General features: G+C 41.4%; 15 protein-coding genes. 3 read left to right on the forward strand and 12 right to left on the reverse strand.

The window, feature by feature from the left end; all coding sequences use genetic code 11:
* Positions 1 to 169: 169 nt before the first annotated feature.
* Positions 170 to 379 carry a hypothetical protein gene (locus tag NFS18_RS16000; protein WP_251392128.1) on the forward strand — a complete coding sequence of 70 codons (210 nt, stop codon included), beginning with the start codon at positions 170 to 172 and terminating at the stop codon, positions 377 to 379.
* Between the two features lie 2 nt (positions 380 to 381).
* Here the strand turns inward: NFS18_RS16000 and NFS18_RS16005 are convergent, their stop codons facing one another.
* From NFS18_RS16005 to cls, 3 genes are all read right to left on the reverse strand, one after another.
* Positions 382 to 546 carry a hypothetical protein gene (locus NFS18_RS16005; RefSeq protein ID WP_251392130.1) on the reverse strand — a complete coding sequence of 55 codons (165 nt, stop codon included), beginning with the start codon at positions 544 to 546 and terminating at the stop codon, positions 382 to 384.
* A 478-nt stretch (positions 547 to 1,024) separates the two neighbouring features.
* A complete protein-coding gene (locus NFS18_RS16010) occupies positions 1,025 to 2,302 on the reverse strand; it encodes an adenylosuccinate synthase (RefSeq protein WP_251392132.1) in 1,278 nt (425 codons plus the stop codon).
* A 260-nt stretch (positions 2,303 to 2,562) separates the two neighbouring features.
* Positions 2,563 to 4,122: a cardiolipin synthase gene (gene cls / locus NFS18_RS16015; protein ID WP_251392134.1), complete on the reverse strand. Its 1,560-nt coding sequence runs from the start codon at positions 4,120 to 4,122 to the stop codon at positions 2,563 to 2,565.
* Positions 4,123 to 4,532: 410 nt separating this feature from the next.
* Between cls and NFS18_RS16020 the strand changes: the two genes are divergently transcribed.
* On the forward strand, positions 4,533 to 4,796 hold the full coding sequence (locus NFS18_RS16020) for a hypothetical protein (protein ID WP_251392136.1): 264 nt from the start codon (positions 4,533 to 4,535) through the stop codon (positions 4,794 to 4,796).
* A 229-nt stretch (positions 4,797 to 5,025) separates the two neighbouring features.
* Here NFS18_RS16020 and pdxR read toward each other — a convergent pair whose 3' ends face one another.
* Positions 5,026 to 6,423 (reverse strand): MocR-like pyridoxine biosynthesis transcription factor PdxR, encoded by a 1,398-nt coding sequence (gene pdxR / locus NFS18_RS16025; protein WP_251392138.1) that lies wholly within the window; start codon positions 6,421 to 6,423, stop codon positions 5,026 to 5,028.
* Between the two features lie 75 nt (positions 6,424 to 6,498).
* Positions 6,499 to 8,172: a glutamine--tRNA ligase/YqeY domain fusion protein gene (locus NFS18_RS16030; protein WP_251392145.1), complete on the reverse strand. Its 1,674-nt coding sequence runs from the start codon at positions 8,170 to 8,172 to the stop codon at positions 6,499 to 6,501.
* A 154-nt stretch (positions 8,173 to 8,326) separates the two neighbouring features.
* On the opposite strand from NFS18_RS16030, the gene NFS18_RS16035 reads away from it, so the two are divergent.
* On the forward strand, positions 8,327 to 9,784 hold the full coding sequence (locus tag NFS18_RS16035) for a sodium-dependent transporter (protein ID WP_251392147.1): 1,458 nt from the start codon (positions 8,327 to 8,329) through the stop codon (positions 9,782 to 9,784).
* Positions 9,785 to 9,959: 175 nt separating this feature from the next.
* On the opposite strand, the gene NFS18_RS16040 is transcribed toward NFS18_RS16035, so the two are convergent.
* The 7 genes from NFS18_RS16040 to NFS18_RS16070 all read right to left on the reverse strand — a co-directional run bounded on the left by NFS18_RS16040 (position 9,960) and on the right by NFS18_RS16070 (position 20,547).
* On the reverse strand, positions 9,960 to 12,515 hold the full coding sequence (locus NFS18_RS16040; protein ID WP_251392149.1) for a glycoside hydrolase family 95 protein: 2,556 nt from the start codon (positions 12,513 to 12,515) through the stop codon (positions 9,960 to 9,962).
* Positions 12,516 to 12,631: 116 nt separating this feature from the next.
* Positions 12,632 to 15,184, reverse strand: coding sequence for a transglutaminase domain-containing protein (locus tag NFS18_RS16045; protein WP_251392150.1), 2,553 nt, complete (start codon positions 15,182 to 15,184; stop codon positions 12,632 to 12,634).
* Positions 15,185 to 16,573: a leucyl aminopeptidase family protein gene (locus tag NFS18_RS16050; RefSeq protein WP_251392152.1), complete on the reverse strand. Its 1,389-nt coding sequence runs from the start codon at positions 16,571 to 16,573 to the stop codon at positions 15,185 to 15,187.
* A gap of 12 nt (positions 16,574 to 16,585) precedes the next feature.
* A complete protein-coding gene (locus NFS18_RS16055) occupies positions 16,586 to 17,419 on the reverse strand; it encodes a YitT family protein (RefSeq protein ID WP_251392154.1) in 834 nt (277 codons plus the stop codon).
* Between the two features lie 6 nt (positions 17,420 to 17,425).
* Positions 17,426 to 18,256: a carbohydrate ABC transporter permease gene (locus tag NFS18_RS16060; RefSeq protein WP_251392155.1), complete on the reverse strand. Its 831-nt coding sequence runs from the start codon at positions 18,254 to 18,256 to the stop codon at positions 17,426 to 17,428.
* Positions 18,257 to 18,270: 14 nt separating this feature from the next.
* Positions 18,271 to 19,158, reverse strand: a complete 888-nt coding sequence (locus tag NFS18_RS16065; RefSeq protein ID WP_251392157.1) for a carbohydrate ABC transporter permease — start codon at positions 19,156 to 19,158, stop codon at positions 18,271 to 18,273.
* Positions 19,159 to 19,230: 72 nt separating this feature from the next.
* The gene (locus NFS18_RS16070; protein ID WP_251392159.1) at positions 19,231 to 20,547 is read right to left on the reverse strand and encodes an ABC transporter substrate-binding protein; all 1,317 of its coding nucleotides are present in this window, start codon (positions 20,545 to 20,547) and stop codon (positions 19,231 to 19,233) included.
* Between the last annotated feature and the right edge of the window lie 159 nt (positions 20,548 to 20,706).

Raw genomic sequence — 20,706 nt, forward strand, 5'->3', positions numbered from 1 at the left:
AAAACGTCCACTGGACGTTTTTGTCGCATGCTTGGCAGCCAATTCGAGCTGTTATGGCTGAACTGTTACATTTTTCTATTACTCTATCTGCAAGCATCAGTTGTATTTTCAGAAAAAATTATATATAATAGCAATAAAACATCATCATTCTATGGAAGGAGCTTTCCCCATGAACAAAATAAAACGAATTTCAGCACTGACAGGCGCTATATTACTCCTGCTTCTTTACATAAGTACGCTCGTTTTTGCACTGATTGATTCACCGCTCACCAACGATCTTTTAACAGCCTCCATCGGCGCTACCATTCTGATTCCGGTTCTTCTGTATGGATTTCTTCTGTTCTGCCGCCTAAGAAATCAAAATCAGGAAGAAAACTGATTTCAGATATAAAGCTCTGCCAGCTCCACAGCTTCTCCACACAGGCTTTTTTGACTGGCGCTGCTGCTTTTTCTTCTGTTCTCCTTCTCTCTGATCAAACTTCTTTTCCGCAGGTATTCTTCGATTGAAATCATTCCCTGCCGATCTCCATTTATGTTCTGTCGCATAAAAAATACCTCCTTTTCATCTTTTATACTCAACTTTATAAACCTATGACCACCCTCCTGAAAATATACCGAAAATTTTCAAATCACATATATAATACACATTCCGCCTTTTCATATCCGATTTCCTTTCCGGCACAATTACATTCTATTCACAAAATGTGACTGTTTTATGTCCAAATATTTAAATCCAACAAAAATTTTGTCAGATATTTTATGAAGAATTTACACTTTCTATTATCTCCCCCCCTACTTATTCATACCCCTTATGAATATTACATTATATAAATATCACTGCTGATAATTTCTTTAATATTTGAAGCTGCCATTTTTACACTTCCTTTCAAACTTCGCCTGAAAACTTGACTTTATAATTATTATGTTAGGAATATTCTTATCCTCTCGCTTGTTAACTTCATAATATAGAAAAAGACACTCTATTTCAAGTGTCAATTTCCCTTATCTCTGTATTTCTTCTCAATTACTTTCGATAAATAATATCATCTCTTCCCGGTCCGTTGCTGATAAACGTAATCGGATATCCGATCTGTGCTTCCACAAACTCAATATATTTCCGGCAGTTCTCCGGCAGTTCCTCGTACTTCTTAATCCCACGGATATCACATTTCCATCCTGGAAGTTTCTCACACACCGGCTTTGCCTTCTCAAGAAGATGTGTAACAGGGAAGTCTGTAGTCACCTCGCCGTTGATCTCATACCCGACACATACCGGAATCTCATCCAGATATCCAAGTACATCCAATACAGTAAACGCCACGTCTGTTGTTCCCTGCATACGGCAGCCGTATTTAGAAGCAACACAGTCAAACCATCCCATACGTCTCGGACGGCCTGTAGTTGCACCGTACTCTCCGCCATCTCCGCCGCGCCTTCTCAATTCATCTGCTTCTTCACCAAAGATTTCACTGACAAATGCGCCCGCACCGACCGCACTGGAATATGCCTTACACACTGTGATGATCTGCTTAATCTCATAAGGCGGAATACCTGCGCCGATTGCACCGTAAGCTGCCAGCGTGGATGAAGAAGTTACCATCGGATAAATACCATGATCCGGATCCTTCAGAGAACCAAGCTGTCCCTCCAGAAGAATACTCTTTCCTTCCTTCAGTGCATTATGAAGGAACAAAGATACATCACACACATATGGCGCGATCATTTCCTTATATCCCTGTAATTCTTTATATAAATCTTCCGGATTCAGAAGTGGTTTGTGGTACAAATGCTCCAGAATGACATTCTTCTGCTCTGCAATCCGAACCACCTTTTCTTTCAGCAGTTCTTCATCAAACAGTTCGCTTACCTGAAACCCGATTTTTGCAAATTTATCGGAATAAAACGGTGCGATCCCTGATTTTGTAGAACCGAAAGACTTCCCTGCCAGGCGTTCTTCTTCATATGCATCAAACAGTTTATGATAAGACATCACGATCTGCGCACGGTCTGATACAAGAATCTTCGGAGTCGGAACCCCCTGTCCGACAACAGACTGTATTTCTCCAAACAACGTCGGTATATCCAGCGCCACTCCATTTCCGATCACACTTGTTGTGTGTTCATAAAACACACCTGACGGCAATGTATGCAGTGCAAATTTCCCATAATTGTTGATGATCGTGTGTCCTGCATTGGCTCCGCCCTGAAAACGAACAATAATGTCTGCTTCCTTTCCAAGCATATCTGTAATCTTGCCTTTTCCCTCATCGCCCCAATTTGCTCCAACTACTGCTTTTACCATTTCCAAATCCTCCTCGCATCTGCGCCTTGAAAATATGATTCATACTGTTAAGTCTTATTTTCAAAGTTTTTACAAACCTTAAAAAATGTAACAGTTCAGCCATAACAGCTCGAATTGGCTGCCAAGCATGCGACAAAAACGTCTTGTTGTAAGCAAGCTTACCAATTCGTTTTTGTAGATTTGTGCATGGCTGAACTGTTACTAAAAAATACATTCGGAATTATACTACAGTTTTTTTTGGATGTAAATAAAAAATACAATTACATTAGCGGCGCTATCAACCTCAATACTCTTCCGCAGAGCAACATAAACGGATTGATTTTCTTCAAATCCGTAATGGAAATCCTGTGACATTTTTTCAATGTATTCTGAAAATCAGTCTCTACATCCCGCACAACCGGATTATTATAGATAAATACGCCGCATTCAAAATGCAGGTACAGACTGCGGTAATCCAGATTAATCGTACCGACAGTCGCCGTATCATTGTCGGATACAAATATCTTTGCATGTACAAATCCCGGTATAAACTCATATATTTTCACACCAGCCTGAATCAACTCTTTATAATGAGTTTTCGCAACTGCAAATGCATACCATTTATCCGGTATATGAGGCATAATGATAGCCACATCAATTCCGCTCTTCGCAGCTCTTGCCAGCGCATCCGTCATCTCACTGTCTAAAATCAGATACGGAGTCATAATATGTACATATTTCTTTGCATGATTCAAAATATGAACATATACTTCTTTACCTACATCTTCATGGTCGAAAGGACTGTCTCCATAAGGAATCATATATCCCAGCTCCCGCTTCATTTCCGGCAGACGTTTTGTCAAGTATCTGCCATAATCCTCCGGTTTGTATTCAGTGACATTCCACATTTGCAGAAACATCATCGTCAAACTTTGTACCGCTTCCCCTTCCAACATAACTGCCGTATCTTTCCAATAGCCAAACCGTTCTATTTTGTTTATATACTCATCCGCCAGATTAATCCCGCCTGTAAATCCATATTCACCGTCAATAATACAAATTTTACGATGGTCACGGTTGTTCTGCGTAGTTGTCAGAATAGGACGGATCGGACTGAACATTTTGCACTTAATTCCGTAACGCCGGATTTTCTTGGGATAATTATAAGGAAGATTGGAAATACTGTTCATGCCGTCATACATAAAGCGTACTTCTACTCCCTCTGCCGCTTTTTTCTTCAACACATCCAGAATGGAATCCCACATATATCCTTCCGCTACAATAAAATACTCCAGAAAAATATACTTTCTTGCATTTTTCAGCTTCTCCAGCATCACTTTAAACTTTGCCTGTCCATTCGGAAAATAGAGAGCTTTCGTATTACGATAGGTAGGAAAATGAAGCTGCTTTTGCATATAATAAGCCAGATTTGCATTAGCAGGCTTGCTTACCCGCAGTTCATCCACGATTTCTGTCCGCTCTGACAGATACGGCCACGTTGCCATTTGTATTCTTCCCAATCGCTCTCCCACATACTTCGTACCAAATTCCATCTGGACATAAATATAAAACAGACATCCGAAAACAGGTATAAGCAATACAAGAAGAATCCATGTACGGCTGGACTCCGGATTTCCCTTTTGATTAAAAATATAAATAATCACGCCTGCCTGAATGACCGTCTGCAAACCATATACATAGATCGCATAATCGCTTAGCTTAGTTGCCAGTACAAACATCATGCCAAGCTGTAACAATATAAGTAACAGAATCAGCGCCGTCCGGCTAAACACAATGCTTAAAAATCCTTTCTTCGCTTTTTTTGCCGCTTTAGATTCCATAGAATTTACTTCCCTTCAATTGAATACCACATAGTGTATCACACTTTCCCCGTTCCGACAACATTCGCAACCTTAAAATTTCCTTAGAAAAATTTTTGACAGTAACAGTTCAACATAGGAGTTTGCACTTGCTGAAAACTCCGTAAAAATGTGTGCTGGGAAAATAGAATCCGCCATTACGGTTCACGGTGCCTTGCACCCCGCTGCAAGGCATCCGGCCAATAAAGCTGTGATTTCAGACATCCAGCCCCTCGCCGCTAGGCGACTTTTCAATGAACTGTTACCTTTTGACGAAATTTGGAAATGGAAATATGTTGTAATTCATCTCAAAAAGTATTAAAATGATAAATAGTTAAAATTAAAATAAAAACTTAAAGTAAAGACATACATTTAGAAGGGAGTACTTCACTATGAAAAAAGTTTTAAAATGCCTCGCAGTCATCGCCGCTATCGGAGCCGCTATCGGTCTCTTCATCACATTCTTCTGCAAGAACAAAGCAGATGAGAATACATTTGACTCTGAACGGGAAGATGAAGATTTTGATCTGGATTCTGACCTTCAGGCAGTAGAACGTGAATATGTACCTTTAAAAAAAGCTTCTCCTGAAACAGATACAGAAGCAATGGAAGAAACCATAAAAGAAGCTTCTGACAAAACAGATGTCTCTATATAAAATAAAATCCATTGAAAAATATATCTGAAATCCCGAGTAATCCGTCCATCCAGCTTTTTCACATAAAATAATTAAATTACAGTAAACATGCATACCTACTCAAAACAGTCCACCGGACTGTTTTATCACATGCATGGCAACAGAAGCGAGAGGGAATCCCCACATATTTCCTCTCGATTTTTACTATCATCTCGTGTAATAACAATCCATGTATACACATTGATAACAATTATAATCCCCACACTTCTTTTAATGTTTTCACAGCTTCATCAATGCTCTCTTCTCTCATATTTGCATATCCGAGCAAAATTGTAGCAGGAGTCGAGGGCTTTAATGCAACATAATACCCTGACAGACCATATACTTTAATCCCTGCTTTTTTTGCAGCGGCAATCAGCTCTTCTTCCTTCATCCCATTATGAAATGTCAAAAGCAAGTGCACTCCGGCATTCTCTCCTGATATCTGCACAGTCGGCTCCACTCCTTTTAAAGCATTCAGCAGTGTATCGTGCCGGCTCTTGTACAGAGCCCTTGTCTTATTTAGATGACGCTCATAATAGCCCTCTTCGATAAATTTCTGCAAGATCAACTGATCTACCCGAGAAACAGTAGAGCTTAAAAAACTGCTTTTTTTCTGATATATTTCCAGAAGACTTGTCGGAAGTACAAGATAACTCATTCGGATCGCGGGAGCAATGGACTTGGAAAATGTCCCGATATAAATCACCTTCTCATGATTATCATAACCCTGCAATGCCGGAACCGGCTTTCCTTTATAACGAAACTCACTGTCATAATCGTCTTCAATAATATACCTTCCTTCTTCTGATGCCCAGCGCAGCAATTCCATCCGCCTCTTGACCGGCATTACGATTCCCAGCGGATACTGATGTGACGGCATCACAAAAACAATATCTGCCTGAGACTGTGTCAGCTCAGATATCTGCATTCCCCATTTGTCCATATCAACAGTACATACCTCGTAGGAAAGATTTTCAAACAAACGGTAGGCCTGCCGATAGGTCGGATTCTCCAATGCAACCTTATGGTTCTTTCCGATTACCGTAGACAAAAGCATCAGCAGATAATCATTTCCCGCTCCTACAACAATCTGCTCCGGTGTACAATTGACCCCCCGCGCCTGGTGAAGATAATTGCTGATCGCATTGCGAAGCCCCCATTCTCCCTGAGGGTGCCCCAACCGGAACAGTTCTGCCCTGTCATCCACGAGACATTCCTTGGTCAGCTTCCGCCACGCATTATAAGGAAAGCTGTTCAAATCCACTCCGTTTGGTGAGAAATCAAAACGATAAGTTTCTTTTTTTTCAGCCGTATTTTCTGACACAGTCCTCTTTTGAGGTTTTAACTGATACAGTCCTTCTAATTCAGATACAAAATATCCCCGGTATGGTACTGCCTCAATATATCCCTCTGACAGAAGCTGCTCGTATGCAAGCTCTACAGTACTTCTGCTGACTTCTAAAAAATGGCATAAAGCTCTCGTAGACGGAAGTTTTTCGCCGCTGGGAATCCGTCCGTTCTGGATCTCTTCTTTGATATATTGATAAATCTGCTCATACAAAGGTGTTCTTGATTTTGTATCCAGACTAATCGTCAATTCATTCATCTGTCTTCTCTCTTTTCATTCGAAAAGCCCAAACCACTCTTATTAGGGTAGGCTCAGGCTCTATTATCTTTTTCTTTATTTAGATTTTGGCAGTTTGAAAGAACTCTTCAAAGATACAATCCGGTTAAATACCAATGCATCTGGCGCAGAGTCCTTTACATCGATACAGAAATAACCGTTTCTTACAAACTGGAAGCTGTCGGTAGCCTTAGCATCTGTAAAGCTCGGCTCTACAAAACAATCTTTCAAAACAATCAGTGAGTTTGGATTCAGGTTCAGGGAGCCATCTTCTTTATTATATACACCTTTTTCTTCATCAATCAGGTTCTCATACAGGCGAACCTCTGCCTTCTGTGCATACGGTGCTGCTACCCAGTGAATCGTTCCCTTAACCTTTCTTCCGGTGAATCCGCTTCCGCTTTTTGTCTCCGGATCATACGTACAGTGTACTTCTGTCACCTTACCGTTCTCATCCTTTACAAAGCTCTCACATTTCACAAAATATGCGGACATCAGACGAACTTCATTGCCCGGGAAGAGACGGAAATATTTCTTCGGCGGTTCTTCCATAAAGTCGTCTCTCTCAATATACAGTTCACGGCAGAACGGAACCTTTCTTGTACCAAGCTCTTCATTTTCCAGATTGTTCGGCACATCCAGATATTCCATTTCTCCTTCCGGATAATTATCGATCACCAGCTTAATTGGATCCAGAATCGCCATCATACGTGACTTCTTAAGCTTCAAGTCCTCGCGGATACAATACTCAAGCATTGCATAATCTACAGAACTCTGAGCTTTGGATACACCGCACATATCAATAAACATCTTCAAAGACTCCGGTGTAAAGCCTCTTCTTCTCAGGGCTGCAATGGACACCAGACGCGGGTCGTCCCACCCGTCTACGATCTTATCCTCGACCAGCTTCTTAATATAGCGCTTTCCCGTTACCACATTGGTCACATACATCTTGGCAAACTCAATCTGGCGGGGCGGCATCTCATATTCACATTCCCTTACTACCCAGTCATACAATGGTCTGTGATCCTCAAACTCCAGTGTGCAGATGGAATGTGTAATCTTCTCAATGGCATCCTCTATTGGATGTGCAAAGTCATACATCGGGTAAATACACCACTTATCGCCTGTATTATGATGAGACATATGAGCCACACGGTAAATCACCGGATCACGCATGTTGATGTTCGGTGAATTCATATCAATTTTCGCACGCAGTACCTTTTCACCATCTTTGTACTTACCTGCACGCATATCCTCAAACATCTGCAGATTCTCTTCTACACTGCGGTTACGATAAGGGCTTTCTTTACCCCCCTCTGTCAGAGTGCCTCGGTACTCACGAATTTCTTCTGCCGATAAATCACAGACAAATGCCTTGCCTTTCTTGATCAGCTTCACAGCACATTCGTACATCTCATCAAAATAATCGGATGCAAAATACAGATGATCCTTCCAGTCTGCACCCAGCCATTGAATATCTTCCTTAATAGACTCCACGAACTCCATCTTCTCTTTTGTCGGGTTCGTATCATCAAACCGCATATGGAACTCTCCATTATATTTCTGTGCAAGTCCATAATTTAACAGAATAGACTTGGCATGTCCAATATGCAGATATCCGTTCGGTTCCGGCGGAAATCGTGTACAGACATGATCATATATGCCTTCTGCTAAATCTTTATCTATCTCCTGCTCAATAAAATTTTTTGAAACTGTTTCGTTTTCCATAGTTTCCTCCTCAAAATAATCTCCGATTTTCTGCCAATAATTTTAACATAAATTGTATACAACAGCAAGTCAAATGTGGTACAATCGTTACTATGCTGGATTAAAGTTTTAAAGTATAAAGCATGAAACCAAATGTAAAGGAGTTATCTATATTATGAAGAGAGAAAAGTTCGGAAGTCGTTTAGGCTTCATTCTTGTGTCCGCAGGCTGTGCGATCGGACTGGGAAACGTATGGAAGTTCCCCTACATGGCAGGAATGTACGGCGGCGCCGCATTTATTCTGGTTTATCTGGTTTTCCTTGCCATTCTCGGACTTCCGATCATTGTCTGTGAATTCAGCGTAGGACGTGCCAGCCAGAAAAGTATCGCAACATCTTACAACGTACTGGAGCCTGAAAACTCCAGATGGCATACCATCCGCTGGCTTGGTATTTTCGGTAACTATATTCTTGTTATGTTTTATTCCATGGTAGGCGGCTGGATGCTGTACTACTGTTACCGCATGGCAAGCGGTGAATTTGTCAGCACCTCAACAGAACAGATTGCCGCAAAATTCGATTCCATGACACAGAATCCGGGTGTCCTGATTTTCTGGACCTTCCTTGTGATTCTGATCGCTTTCGGAATCTGCTCCATCGGTCTTCAAAATGGCGTGGAAAAAGTCATGAAAGTAGTGATGCTCTGTCTGCTCGGAATTATGGTCGTGCTTGCGGTCCGCTCTGTTACCCTGCCTGGTTCCGCTGAAGGACTTCGTTTTTATCTGATTCCTGATTTTCATCGAATGCTTGACAATGGAATCGGCAATGTCGTATTCGGAGCTATGAGTCAGGCTTTCTTCACACTGAGCATCGGTATGGGCGGTATGGCAATCTTCGGAAGCTATCTGAACAAGTCCCGCTCTCTCACCGGGGAATCTGTCAGCATTGTCCTTCTGGATACCTTTGTCGCAATGACCGCCGGTCTGATCGTCATTCCGGCATGCTTTGCCTATGGTGTAGAACCGGCTGCCGGACCGGGGCTTGTATTCATTACACTGCCGAATATCTTTACACAGATGGCAGGCGGACGGTTCTGGGGAGCTTTATTCTTCCTCTTTCTGTTCTTTGCGGCACTGTCAACAATTGTCGGTGTATTTGAAAATATAGTATCCTTCGGTATGGATCTGTTCCACTGGAGCAGACGCAAAGCGGTGGGAATCAACATTGTCGCGATCGCCTTGTTAAGCCTTCCATGTATTCTCGGCTTCAATGTATTGTCCGGCATCCAGCCACTCGGCGCAGGAACGAATATTATGGACTTGGAGGACTTCCTTGTATCCAACAATATCCTGCCCCTCGGATCTGTCGTATACCTGATGTTCTGTACGCATAAAAATGGCTGGGGATGGAATAACTTCATAAAAGAAGCGAACTCAGGCAACGGCATGAAGTTCCCGGCTAAGATCCGCGGATATATGACCTATATACTTCCGTGGATCGTGGTTGTCATCTACCTGAAGGGGTATTATGATATGTTCAGCCAAAGAGGTACTGTTGTATTTGCAACATGGATGCTGATCGGACTGGCATTCCTTGGATTGATCTTAAACACAACAAGAATAAAGAAAAAATAAAACTTTTAAAAAATTATTCTTTTATAGAATCAAGAATAAGACAGCTCTTGTCTACTATCCCGTCATACCTAAAAATCAGGGGAGACTTTTTCCTAAAGTTTCCCCTGATTTTTAAATTTTCTATACACTCTTAATCCAAGTCCACAGACGTATCGCTTCTTCGCTTTTTTCTTAATTAAACATTGCTGTTTTCCGCAAATCTAATCTCATACTTTCCACCTTTCTCAGTCTGGAAAGCAATCTTATTATTTGTGTATGTCTCGAACACCACCTCATCTCCATTCATATCAAATACCTTATACTGTGAAAGATTATTATATTCCCCGGTCCATTTTTCTCCATTTAAGGATACAATATCCACATTCTGAAGCACACCATCCATCCACTGTAAATCAAGCACAAAGTTTCCCCTGCCAACGATTCCTTTTATAAATCCGTTCTTCCACTCTTTGGGAAGAGCAGGCAATAGCTGCATTGTTCCTGTATGACTTTGTAAAAGCATTTCGTTCACACCAGCTGTATATCCAAAGTTTCCATCAATCTGGAAGATCGGATATTCCTTATAATTTATCCCACCGCCGTGAGAAGAAAATAAATTTGTCAAAAATCCGGAATTCCCGCCTCCGATAGCTGACTGAATAATTTGAAACGCTTCTTCCGCATGACCTGCACGTGCCCACAGATTCAGCTTATGAGCCTTGGACCACCCAGTTGCGTCTAGTCCTCTTTCTTTCAATGTCACGATTGCAGCATCCATATATTCCGTTTGTTCCTTATGAATCATATTGCATGGATATAGCGCCATCAGGTGTGATAAATGTCTGTGAGGGGGCTGGATTCCGTTCTGTTCTGCTCCAAGGCTTTGCCGCCATTGCGGAATCGGTGCTTCCGAAAGCTCTCCCGCTTGTGCATACCCGATTCTTGTTTCCTCATACCACTCTTTAATCTGCCCATCTTTCCCTATTAAAATGGGACTTAATCTGGATTGCTTTTCTCGCCATTTTACAATAGAATCCTCATCTATACCCAGAATTTTTGCAGATTGAATCGTGTTTTCAAAATGCTGCCAGATAAATTGCTGATCATAAGAAACCCCATTTGCAATAGGTCCGTTTTCCGGTGAATACGACGGTGCCGACACATATCGTTGTTGATAGTCACTCCAGTAAAGTGCCTCTGACCAGAAATCTGCCACTTCTTTCATCGACGGGTACAAATCTGCTTCTAAGTATTCCCTGTCTCCTGTATACAAATAATACTCATACGCATTCAGCAATGCCCATGCAGATCCTATCGGATTCCAGCCTGCCGCATTATTTTTCTGTCCCATTGCATTGAACATATACGGAGTACTAAAGCATCCTACGAGCCAGCCATTCTCTTCACCTTCTTCACTTTTGATCCCAAAAGCTGCCGCTGCTGCTTCTCTTCCTGCTTCCCGCAGCACATGCAGATATTCATTATATGGTATATGACACTCCGCCAGATTAGCTGCCATCGTTGGCCAATAATTCATCTGAACATTAATATTAAAATGATAGTCTCCGCCCCATTCAAATTCTCCCTCTCCCCAGACCCCCTGAAGATTGGTCGGAAGTGCTCCCGCACGAGATCCTGCAATCGTAAGATAACGTCCAAATTGATAACAGATAACTTCCAACGCGCGTTGTTCCTGCTCGGTCAGTAGGCAATCCCCATTATGTTCTGCCAAATCACGGTATTTTCTGATCAATTCGTCTGTCGGAACATCCGGGATCTCTTCTCCAAGACCCAATTCCAGACGGGAAAATAAAGCGGCATGATCACGAATATGATTTTCTTTTAAACTTTCATATCCTTTCAAGGCTGCCTGTGCAAGGCAGGCAGAAAGCGCAGCATGCGGATGTTCGCCGCAGAATGAAGGCAATTCCATTTTATAGTCTGTCCCGCAGACATAATAAAATGTAATCTGATCCGCCTTTGTAACAGAAATTGCATTATCACACGCTGTCATCGTACCTCCCTCTGCCACAACTTTCAACAGTGATTCTGCCTGCAGTCCATTGTCTCTCAGCGTGCTTTTCATAATAATCGTATCACCCTGTACAGTATTTAATTCATTTCCGCCCGTCACGTCTTCCAACTGTACACATGTACTTAACATACCCTTCCTGTCTGTGCTCCACCGGACAGCCATGACCTTATCCGGATAACTAGTAAACATTTCTCTTGTATAGTGTACGCCATCAGCGTCATATCGAACTGTTGCAACTCCGGTGCGAAGATCAAGATCCCGCACATAATTCGTGACCTGTTTTTCATCAAGCGCTTCTTGCACAAAAAAAATATTTGCGTAATCCTGCGGCGCATCATAGCCAGTCAAATCCCCCATCAGACGATTCAGCCAATCCATTGGCTCACCCTTTGTATCGGTTCCGCATGCCTGATATGAATCCCCGGCAAAGCCAAAAACATATTCAGATTTATCATCCAGCTTTTTACGGATCGCATCTAAGTCTGCCTGAATCTTTTCCAGATCCGCTTTTGTATCCACAGGATTCGTTGCTCCATAACGGTAAGAAGTCTGTGCTGATGGTCCGCCTTTCCAAACCGTCTTTTCGTTGATATGAATTTTTTCTGTTCGCAGACCTCCGAACACCAGAGCACCCATATATCCGTTTCCTAATGCAAGCGCTTCATCTTCCCAATTCTCTGCCGGTTGTTTATACCATATTTTCAACAAATTATTCAAGGTTTCTTCCTCCTGGCCTTTTGTAATGCGTAACAGTTCAGCCTTCGGCTTCCTGTTACAGGCATCAAGCCATGTAAAACCACTTCGTGGTGGCTTGATGCATCTCTGCCTATACGTTATTTCACGGACTTTGCAGCCAGTGCAAAGTCCTGGGCTGAACTGTTACTGTAATGCTTCAGAATACGAAGCAGCATATCTCCCGTTCCTACATTATATCCGCTGGCTGCATAAAGTCCTCTTTGTTCCTCATCTACCACTAAAATTAACGGAAGCTTATCTGGATCGCCGTACATTCTTCTCGCCAGTACATTTATATTTTCATGTTCATGATCGTAATATATCCGGATATTCGGCAATGCCATTACCGTTTTTTCAAACGTAGGGTCTTTCACATCCGAGGCATTACGAAGAATCACATTTATTGTATTTTCAAAGACTGCAAACTCTTTCTGTCTTTCCAGCATTTCGTTAAAAATATGCTCTGTAGGTTCTTTCCCCACTTCTGCCCATATGAATAACTGCATACCTTGTTGTACAAACTTCTCAGCCGGTACTTTCTGCTCATATGCATCAAGTACAAAAAACGTTTCCAATGGTGTTTGATTTAACATTTCCTCCAGTTTTGCTGCCCGAAGAGAAATTGCAATTTGTTGTTCCTCTCCCTCTTTTAAACAGAATTCCTTTTTGGAAGCAAACTGATTTCCATTCGGCAGACGATTGCTCGTAAGTATACGATAATAACCCGGCTCTGACTCTATTGCAATATTTCCTTGATATCCTTCCCCTATTTGTAAAGTCTGCCATACGTTATCCTGGTTTTTCTTTGCGATCGTCCAATTCTGCATATACACCCAATGTGTATCATCTGCTCCGAAAATATCTATCTTCCCTGTCTTTCCTGTTCTTTCTTCTGTTTGTACTGTAAAGAAACGCCCTTCCTTCCAATACTGCATCCGCCTTGTAATCGAATCCAGCCTTGACGGAATTCCAAAAGTTCTCGCAATTGCCACAAACAGGAGTTTCTTAGAAATCAATGTTCCCATTCGATATTCCATGCATCCTGACGGTGTTGTGAAAATTTCCTGATATTCTCTGTTATTCACTTCTCGAATATGTATCTGAATCCATTCCCAGATTAGTTCCGGCTGTTTTTGAAAGACATGTTTTTCTTCTTCTGAAAATACAGATTTTATTTTTATTCGATATTTTCCCAGAGATTCGATAAAAATCCTCGGACTCAAAATATAGGAAACAAAAATTTCTTTTTCATAGTCATTCTTATAAGATAGTGCGCAAAAAAGATGTTCCTCCAAAATCTCTGCTTTCACATCGCGGAAATCTTTGATACTAAGCTGGGAAAGTATCCAATCTTTTTCTTCCTTTGTTCCGACAGAACTTTCCAGAAACTTTAGGATTTCCTGTGAATTACCTCTGCTGAAATGTAATGCACATCCTTTCTCTTCTGCCGGAAATAAAGATACCTTTTGAAGACGCTTTGCAACTGCTGCTTCAAACTTCTTCTTTCCAATCTGCTTCTGCTCATCTGTTAATTTCACAGTATGCATAGTTTGACCAAGTGGAGCATTCATATCAAATTCTTTCCAGCATCCAGATTTCTGCTCTTTATGAAGTATCAGTACACAGTCTGTTGTTTTTGCAGCATCGATAACCTGTTCGGCAAAATTCTCACCGTCTCCCACTGAAACATACAAACTGCCCTTCCCAGTCTCTAATGTGGTCTTTCCCGCCTGATTGGTCCGTTTATATGCAATCGGAACCAATTCTGCATAATTTAAAAGCGAAAAAGATACTTCTGCATTTTCCACAGCATTTCCTGCTTCATCTTTAACATATACCGTGACCATTACCGTTTTGGCATAGCGCTTTAACTGACTGGCGCCTGCAGTAATTCCGTTCTTTTCAATAACTTCCCCATCTGCTTCCTGCGCTCCAAATAATCTCGAGTGAACCATCATAGCTCTGGAGGAAGCATTCAAAAACCAGCCGCGGTCTAATATTTCTTCCGGCTCACATGCCCCGAAAAAATGCCATTCACTGCCGCACCATACTTCCACCCATGCATGGTTATCATCGCAGTGAGCCCATCGGTGAGCATACACCTGTCGCGCCGGAATCCCAATACTGCGAAGCGCATTCACTGTAAAAACTGATTCTTCCCCGCACCTTCCGACAGCTCCCCGGAATACCCCCTCCGCAGAAATAGTACGTTCATCTGTGGTCTGATAAGTTGCCTCCTCAGCACACCAGTAATTTGTCTCTAAAACGGCTTCTTCCATCTTCTTTCCTTTTACGCGCTCCCAAAGCGATTCTGCAAAAATATCTCTGCAAAAAGTCAGCGATTCTGTGTTCACACGATGAAACAGTACATAATCCAAAAAGAGTTCCTCCGGGATTTCCTGATTTCTCTTCCATGTAACTTCTTTTCTTATCTTTATGCCATGCTCTGCAAATGAACGGAACATGTCATAAGGATAATCCACGGCATCACTCAGTGGCATATGGCTGTACAAATATTTTAATAAAAATGCAAGCTCTTCATCCTCATTTTCCACACGTGCATATACAGCCTGTCTCAATTCCGGTATCTCTTCTTTCAATTGCAGATATTGCTGCTCCGTTTTATCCAGTCTTTCTTTTGACCATTTCATCTATGCATTCTCCTTCATCATATGATACAATGTCGTAACAGCCGCTCCTGTCGCTCCTTTAGGCTGCCCTTTATACAACTGCTTGTCTACCCAGGCGGTTCCCGCAATGTCCACATGAATCCATGGTTTTTCCTCCGTAAAAGCGCGCACAAACAAACCTGCTGTAATCGTTCCGCAATAATCCTGCCCCATATTTTTAATATCTGCGATATCACTTTTCAGCATATTTTCCTGTTCTTCATAAACCGGAAGTCTCCAGTAGCGTTCTCCGCTTGCTGCAAAGCCTTTTTCAAATTCTTTATAAAATGTATCACTGTTCGTAAGCGTTCCTGCTGTAGAAAATCCAAACATATTTACAACAGCGCCCGTTAAAGTAGCAATATCCAGCACACGGTCAATTTTTTCTTCTTTTACCAAATACGAAACTGCATCTGCCAAAATCAATCTTCCCTCTGCATCTGTGTTGCAGATTTCGATTTTCTTTCCGCTGTAAGAAGAAATCACATCTCCTGGCACAAGACTAGACGTGCTGATCCGATTCTCACACATCGGAATAACTCCCACTACGTTCACCGGCACATTTTGCATAGCCAACGCATAGACCGCCGCGGCAACAGCAGCACCGGCTGCCATATCTCCCTTGATTCCCATCATAGAGTCTGAAGACTTCAGACAATATCCTCCCGTGTCACAAGTTACTCCTTTGCCTGCCAGTCCGGTCACCTTCTCACCGGGATTCCCCTCGTATCTCATCACGAGAAGGCATGGGGGATTCTCGCTGCTTTTTCCCACACTCGTCAAAGCATGCATCCCCATTGTGTTCAGCTTACTATATACAAAAAGATCGCAGGAAACTGGTGCCGTTTCCATTTTTCCTAAAACAGTTCTGGCAAAATCCATCGGACGGAACAGATTTCCCGGCGCATTTACCATGTGTCTTACCCATGTCTGTGCTTCCCCGAGTACACTTCCTTCTTTACAAAAGTCTTCTGCTTCTGACAGGTGGGATGCATTCACACCTACAAGTGTCACCTCCGGAAGTTCCGGCTCTTTTTCTCCTGGAAGGTGCACCTCATAAATTCCTTCATAGATTCCCTGTACCGCCAAACGAATACCGGAAAGATCTGTATCCAAGATCAAAGGAGCTACGTCTGCCTGATAAGATGCAATTTGAAGTGTTTTCATTTTTTTTGCGGCACAAGCCATAAGTTCTTTTACATTGCGAAGAGTAATCTCTTTTTTTCCTGTACCTATAAAAAGTTCAATCACTCCTTCTTCCGTCATCTGGATACTTATTTCCTGATATCCAGTCATAATAAATGGCTGTACTTTTTCACGTATAAATGAAACGCGATGCATCCCCTTTTTATATTCACCGATTTTTATCATGTCTGCCCCCTTCTAAGTCAAATGTTTAAACCCTTTCCCGATAACCTTTTCTGCCTCTGTTACGATCACCAAAGCTTCAGGGTCTTCCTTACGAATCTTTTTTTGTAAAATATCACATTCCTTTTTCTCCGTTACACAAAGTACAACACGTTGTACTTCACTGGAATAACCGCCTTCTCCTTTTAATACTGTAACTCCGTCTTTTCGGTTCAAAAAGACCTGACGCACTTTATCAGTAGAACGTGCCACAACAATCATTAGATTTTTTGCCTCGGCGCCCTCTAAAATCTGATCCATAAAAAGTCCTGAAATGTACACCGTCACAACCGCATATAAAAGACTGTCAATATTTCTGTATACAAATCCCGAAGCAATCACAACACCTATGTTCAACCCTGCGATCCATTGTCCTACCGGAAATTGCGGATTACATTTTTGTAAAATTAATCCAAGGAGTGAAATTCCCCCGGTATTGGAATTCCCCATATGTACCAAAGCCAGCCCCGCTCCCATCATTGCGCCGCAGAACATAGCTGCCAAAAGCGGATTCCCATGATAAACCGGAAACCGTACTACTACAAAGTCCGTCACCACGGAAAGCAATGCCGTAGACGCCAATGTACGGAACACAAAGCTCTTCTCATAATATTTTTTCCAAAGAATCACTATTAAGAGCGGAATATTAAACACAAATACAAAAAATCCAATAGGACATCCGGTTACATAATTCACAAGGATTGCGATTCCGCTGGCGCCTCCCGGTGCAATCTGGTGCGGTGTTGCAAATGAATAGATTCCGACCGCATATGATACGATGCCTGCAACATTATATATTAGAGATTTCATATACAATTATTCCTTTACTGCACCTGCCGCAAGTCCGCCCTCTACTTTTTCCTGGAATAATAAGTAGATGATAAGCGGCACTGCCACAGTAATAACGATGGCAGCCATCAATGGACCATAATCACTTCCGCGTTCTCCATTGAAATTCAGAAGTCCAAGAGCGATCGGCTTTAACTTCTTATCATTAATGAACAATAATGGGAACAAAATATTATTCCATGCACCCAGGAAATTAAAGATAGAGATCGTTGAAAGTGCCGGAACCGTCATAGGGAGCATAACAAACCGGTATATTTGGAAATAAGATGCTCCGTCAATCAATGCTGCTTCTTCTAATGATTTGTTAACACCTTTCATGAAATTTGTTACTACTAATATACTGAAAGGTAAGTTAAATGCTACATAAATCATAATCAGTGCCGGTATATTGTTTTTCAAATTAAATGCTCCAATGATATAAGAAACCGGGACAAGAACCGTATGAACCGGAACCATCATACCAACCATAAAGAAAAGCAGCATTGCTTTATTCCATTTAAATTGAAATCGGGATAATACATATGCCGCCATAGACGATACGATAGCAAGTACAATAACAGTAGCGCCTGCCTGGAGCACACTGTTCAGGAAATATTGACTCATATTTGCATTTGTCCATGCCTCTACATAATTTCCCCACTGAACTACTTCCGGAAGTGCAAACGGATTTGTAAATATCTCTACTTTATTTTTTACAGACGACAGCAATGTAAATATCATTGGCGCCGCAAACATTGCCGCTGTAAGAAGCAGCAAAATATACATGATGATTTTCTGGCCACTTATTCTTTTCTTCATCTGTCTTCTCCCTCCTAAATATCCTTCTTCCGATTTGTAATGAAATTACTTCCCACTGTTCCCACAATACAGATCAGCATAATGATAATTCCGATCGCACTGCCCACACCGTAATGGTTGTATTTAAATGCCTCGTTGTACATCAATGTTGTAGGCAGATTAGTAAGTCCATTCGGACCTCCGCCTGTCATGGCAAATACAAGATCAAACACTTTTACAGATCCTATGATATCCATTAAAATACACATAGATAAAATCGGTTTTAACATCGGTATCGTAATCTGAAAGAACTGTTTCACAGAAGTTGCCCCATCAATCGCTGCTGCTTCATACACATCTTCTGGAATCGTTGTAAGACCTGCCAAAATAATAACCATATAATAACCGACTCCTGCCCATATATTTACAAATACGATCGTATTCATTGCAGTAGACGAATCTACAAGCCACGGGGTTACAAGATTACTTAAACCAACTACATCTAAAAGGGCATTAAAAGAACCAGTCGGCATAAAAATGAAATACCACATCAGACCAACTGCTGTCAGAGGAAATACTGTCGGAACAAAGAACAGCGCTTTGAACAAGCGATATCCTTTACATTTTGTATTAATCGCAACTGCCATGAGAAGTGCGATCGGTGTATGAAAAATCACACTGACAATCACCATTTTTGCCATATTTTTCAAAGATAAAATAAAATCAGGACTCTTAAAAGCATAAATATAATTTTGAAGCCCTATAAACTCCGGCGCCGATCCTGCTATACCATTCCAACTTACTAACGAAAAATACACAGAACCGATAATCGGTATAATCTGAAATACCAAATAAATCGCAAGAGCCGGCAGGATAAATAAAAGCACTCCCATTTTTGTCTTGTTACTTTTTAATTTGATCATCTGGAAACCTCCCTGTACTTTATTTAAAAATGCCCTATCACGAAGAACAGGGCATTTACAAATTATCTTGTTTTATTTATTACTGTCTACTTCATTTTGAATTTCTTTCGCTGCTGCTTCAGGCTCTGCTCCTGTGAACATACTTGCGATTGAATTTCTTGTTCTGTCCTGCATCGATGTAATAGAATCAAAATCAAAGACATCTACTGCAATTCCTTCTGAAGTTCCGCCAAGCTCTACATTTGTTGCAAACAATGGAGATACTTTGCTGTCATCTAACTCGATATCTGTTCTTGGGATCAAAAATGCTGCTTCTTCTGCATATCGTTTTGCCGCATCTTTATCTGTCAGCATTTTCAAAAGTTCAATTGTTAATTCTAGCTCTTCTCCTTCTAACTTACCGCTTACCATATAAGGTGAAATTGTCTGCATATCTTCATTTTTAAACTCTTGTTTTTCTTCAAAGTAAGGAAATTTTGCAACTTCTATACTTTCATGTACAGGTGTTTCTTCCGGATCTTCAAAAGTTCCGATATTCCACGGACCTGTAATTACCATCGCTGCTTCTCCCTGCTGGAACTGTGTCATGGCGATGTTATCTGTCATTCCTGCTGCATTTGGATCAAATGCTCCGATATCAATTAATTCTTTTACGAACTCTAAGGTTTCTACTACGTCTGTGTCTGTCCAGTTCTTTTCTCTTGCTCCCAGTTCTTTTGCTGCCTCTGTTCCGAGCCATTTATAGAAAATCTGATTATGTAAGTGTCCCGCCATATAAGTTGTCTGGCATCCCATAGCAATCGGAATCACTCCGCTGTCTTTTAATTTTGTAATTGCATCCTTAAGTTCTGTCCATGTTTTAGGAAATTCATTGATACCTGCCTTTTCAAATAACTCTTTGTTATAATACACACCAATCAGCCCGGATTCCATCGGAATACCATAGATTCCTTCCTTTCCCGGCACTTGGTAATATGAAAGAGCGCCTTCTGTAAAGCCTCCTCCCCATTCAGAATCTTCTTCCAAATATGAACTCATATCCAGTATCAGTCCATTATCGATATATTCTGACAAATTCGCAACACCTTGAATACGGAAGATATTTGCCATAGTCCCGGAAGCAATATCTGTAGACAAGATATTATTAAATGCAGATTCATCTCCTTGTGAATCGTCAATGATCGTTACCTCAGGATGTTTTTCTTTAAATGCATCCAATATATCATTATAGATTCCCACCTGTGTGGTTGTACCTGCCATTCTTGTCAAAAGACGGATTGTAATGCCGTCTTTGTCATTTTTTGCATCTCCCCCGCTACCGCAGCCTGCTAATAACCCCACGCACATTGTTCCAGCCAAAAGACTGGCCGCAACCTTTTTCAGTTTCATACCTTTTCCTCCTTTGAATTTTAAATTCGTTTTGTTTATATCTTTCAGTATATTAAAAACCATAAATTTCACAATGTACATTTTCTCAATTTTTTGTACATTTTCTATATCAGTTTGACTCTGTTTGTTTTTCTCTATATAATAAATATACAAAGGGGG

This window comes from Mediterraneibacter agrestimuris (assembly GCF_943193195.1).
Lineage (GTDB): Bacteria > Bacillota > Clostridia > Lachnospirales > Lachnospiraceae > Schaedlerella > Schaedlerella agrestimuris.

Coding starts and splice junctions, on each gene's coding strand:
- NFS18_RS16050 (WP_251392152.1), bottom strand. CDS start 16,573: ATGATAAAAATCGGTGAATATAAAAAGGGGATGCATCGCGTTTCATTT.
- NFS18_RS16005 (WP_251392130.1), bottom strand. CDS start 546: ATGCGACAGAACATAAATGGAGATCGGCAGGGAATGATTTCAATCGAA.
- NFS18_RS16035 (WP_251392147.1), top strand. CDS start 8,327: ATGAAGAGAGAAAAGTTCGGAAGTCGTTTAGGCTTCATTCTTGTGTCC.
- NFS18_RS16010 (WP_251392132.1), bottom strand. CDS start 2,302: ATGGTAAAAGCAGTAGTTGGAGCAAATTGGGGCGATGAGGGAAAAGGC.
- NFS18_RS16060 (WP_251392155.1), bottom strand. CDS start 18,256: ATGAAGAAAAGAATAAGTGGCCAGAAAATCATCATGTATATTTTGCTG.
- cls (WP_251392134.1), bottom strand. CDS start 4,122: ATGGAATCTAAAGCGGCAAAAAAAGCGAAGAAAGGATTTTTAAGCATT.
- NFS18_RS16070 (WP_251392159.1), bottom strand. CDS start 20,547: ATGAAACTGAAAAAGGTTGCGGCCAGTCTTTTGGCTGGAACAATGTGC.
- NFS18_RS16055 (WP_251392154.1), bottom strand. CDS start 17,419: ATGAAATCTCTAATATATAATGTTGCAGGCATCGTATCATATGCGGTC.
- NFS18_RS16000 (WP_251392128.1), top strand. CDS start 170: ATGAACAAAATAAAACGAATTTCAGCACTGACAGGCGCTATATTACTC.
- NFS18_RS16020 (WP_251392136.1), top strand. CDS start 4,533: ATGAAAAAAGTTTTAAAATGCCTCGCAGTCATCGCCGCTATCGGAGCC.
- NFS18_RS16030 (WP_251392145.1), bottom strand. CDS start 8,172: ATGGAAAACGAAACAGTTTCAAAAAATTTTATTGAGCAGGAGATAGAT.
- pdxR (WP_251392138.1), bottom strand. CDS start 6,423: ATGAATGAATTGACGATTAGTCTGGATACAAAATCAAGAACACCTTTG.
- NFS18_RS16045 (WP_251392150.1), bottom strand. CDS start 15,184: ATGAAATGGTCAAAAGAAAGACTGGATAAAACGGAGCAGCAATATCTG.
- NFS18_RS16065 (WP_251392157.1), bottom strand. CDS start 19,158: ATGATCAAATTAAAAAGTAACAAGACAAAAATGGGAGTGCTTTTATTT.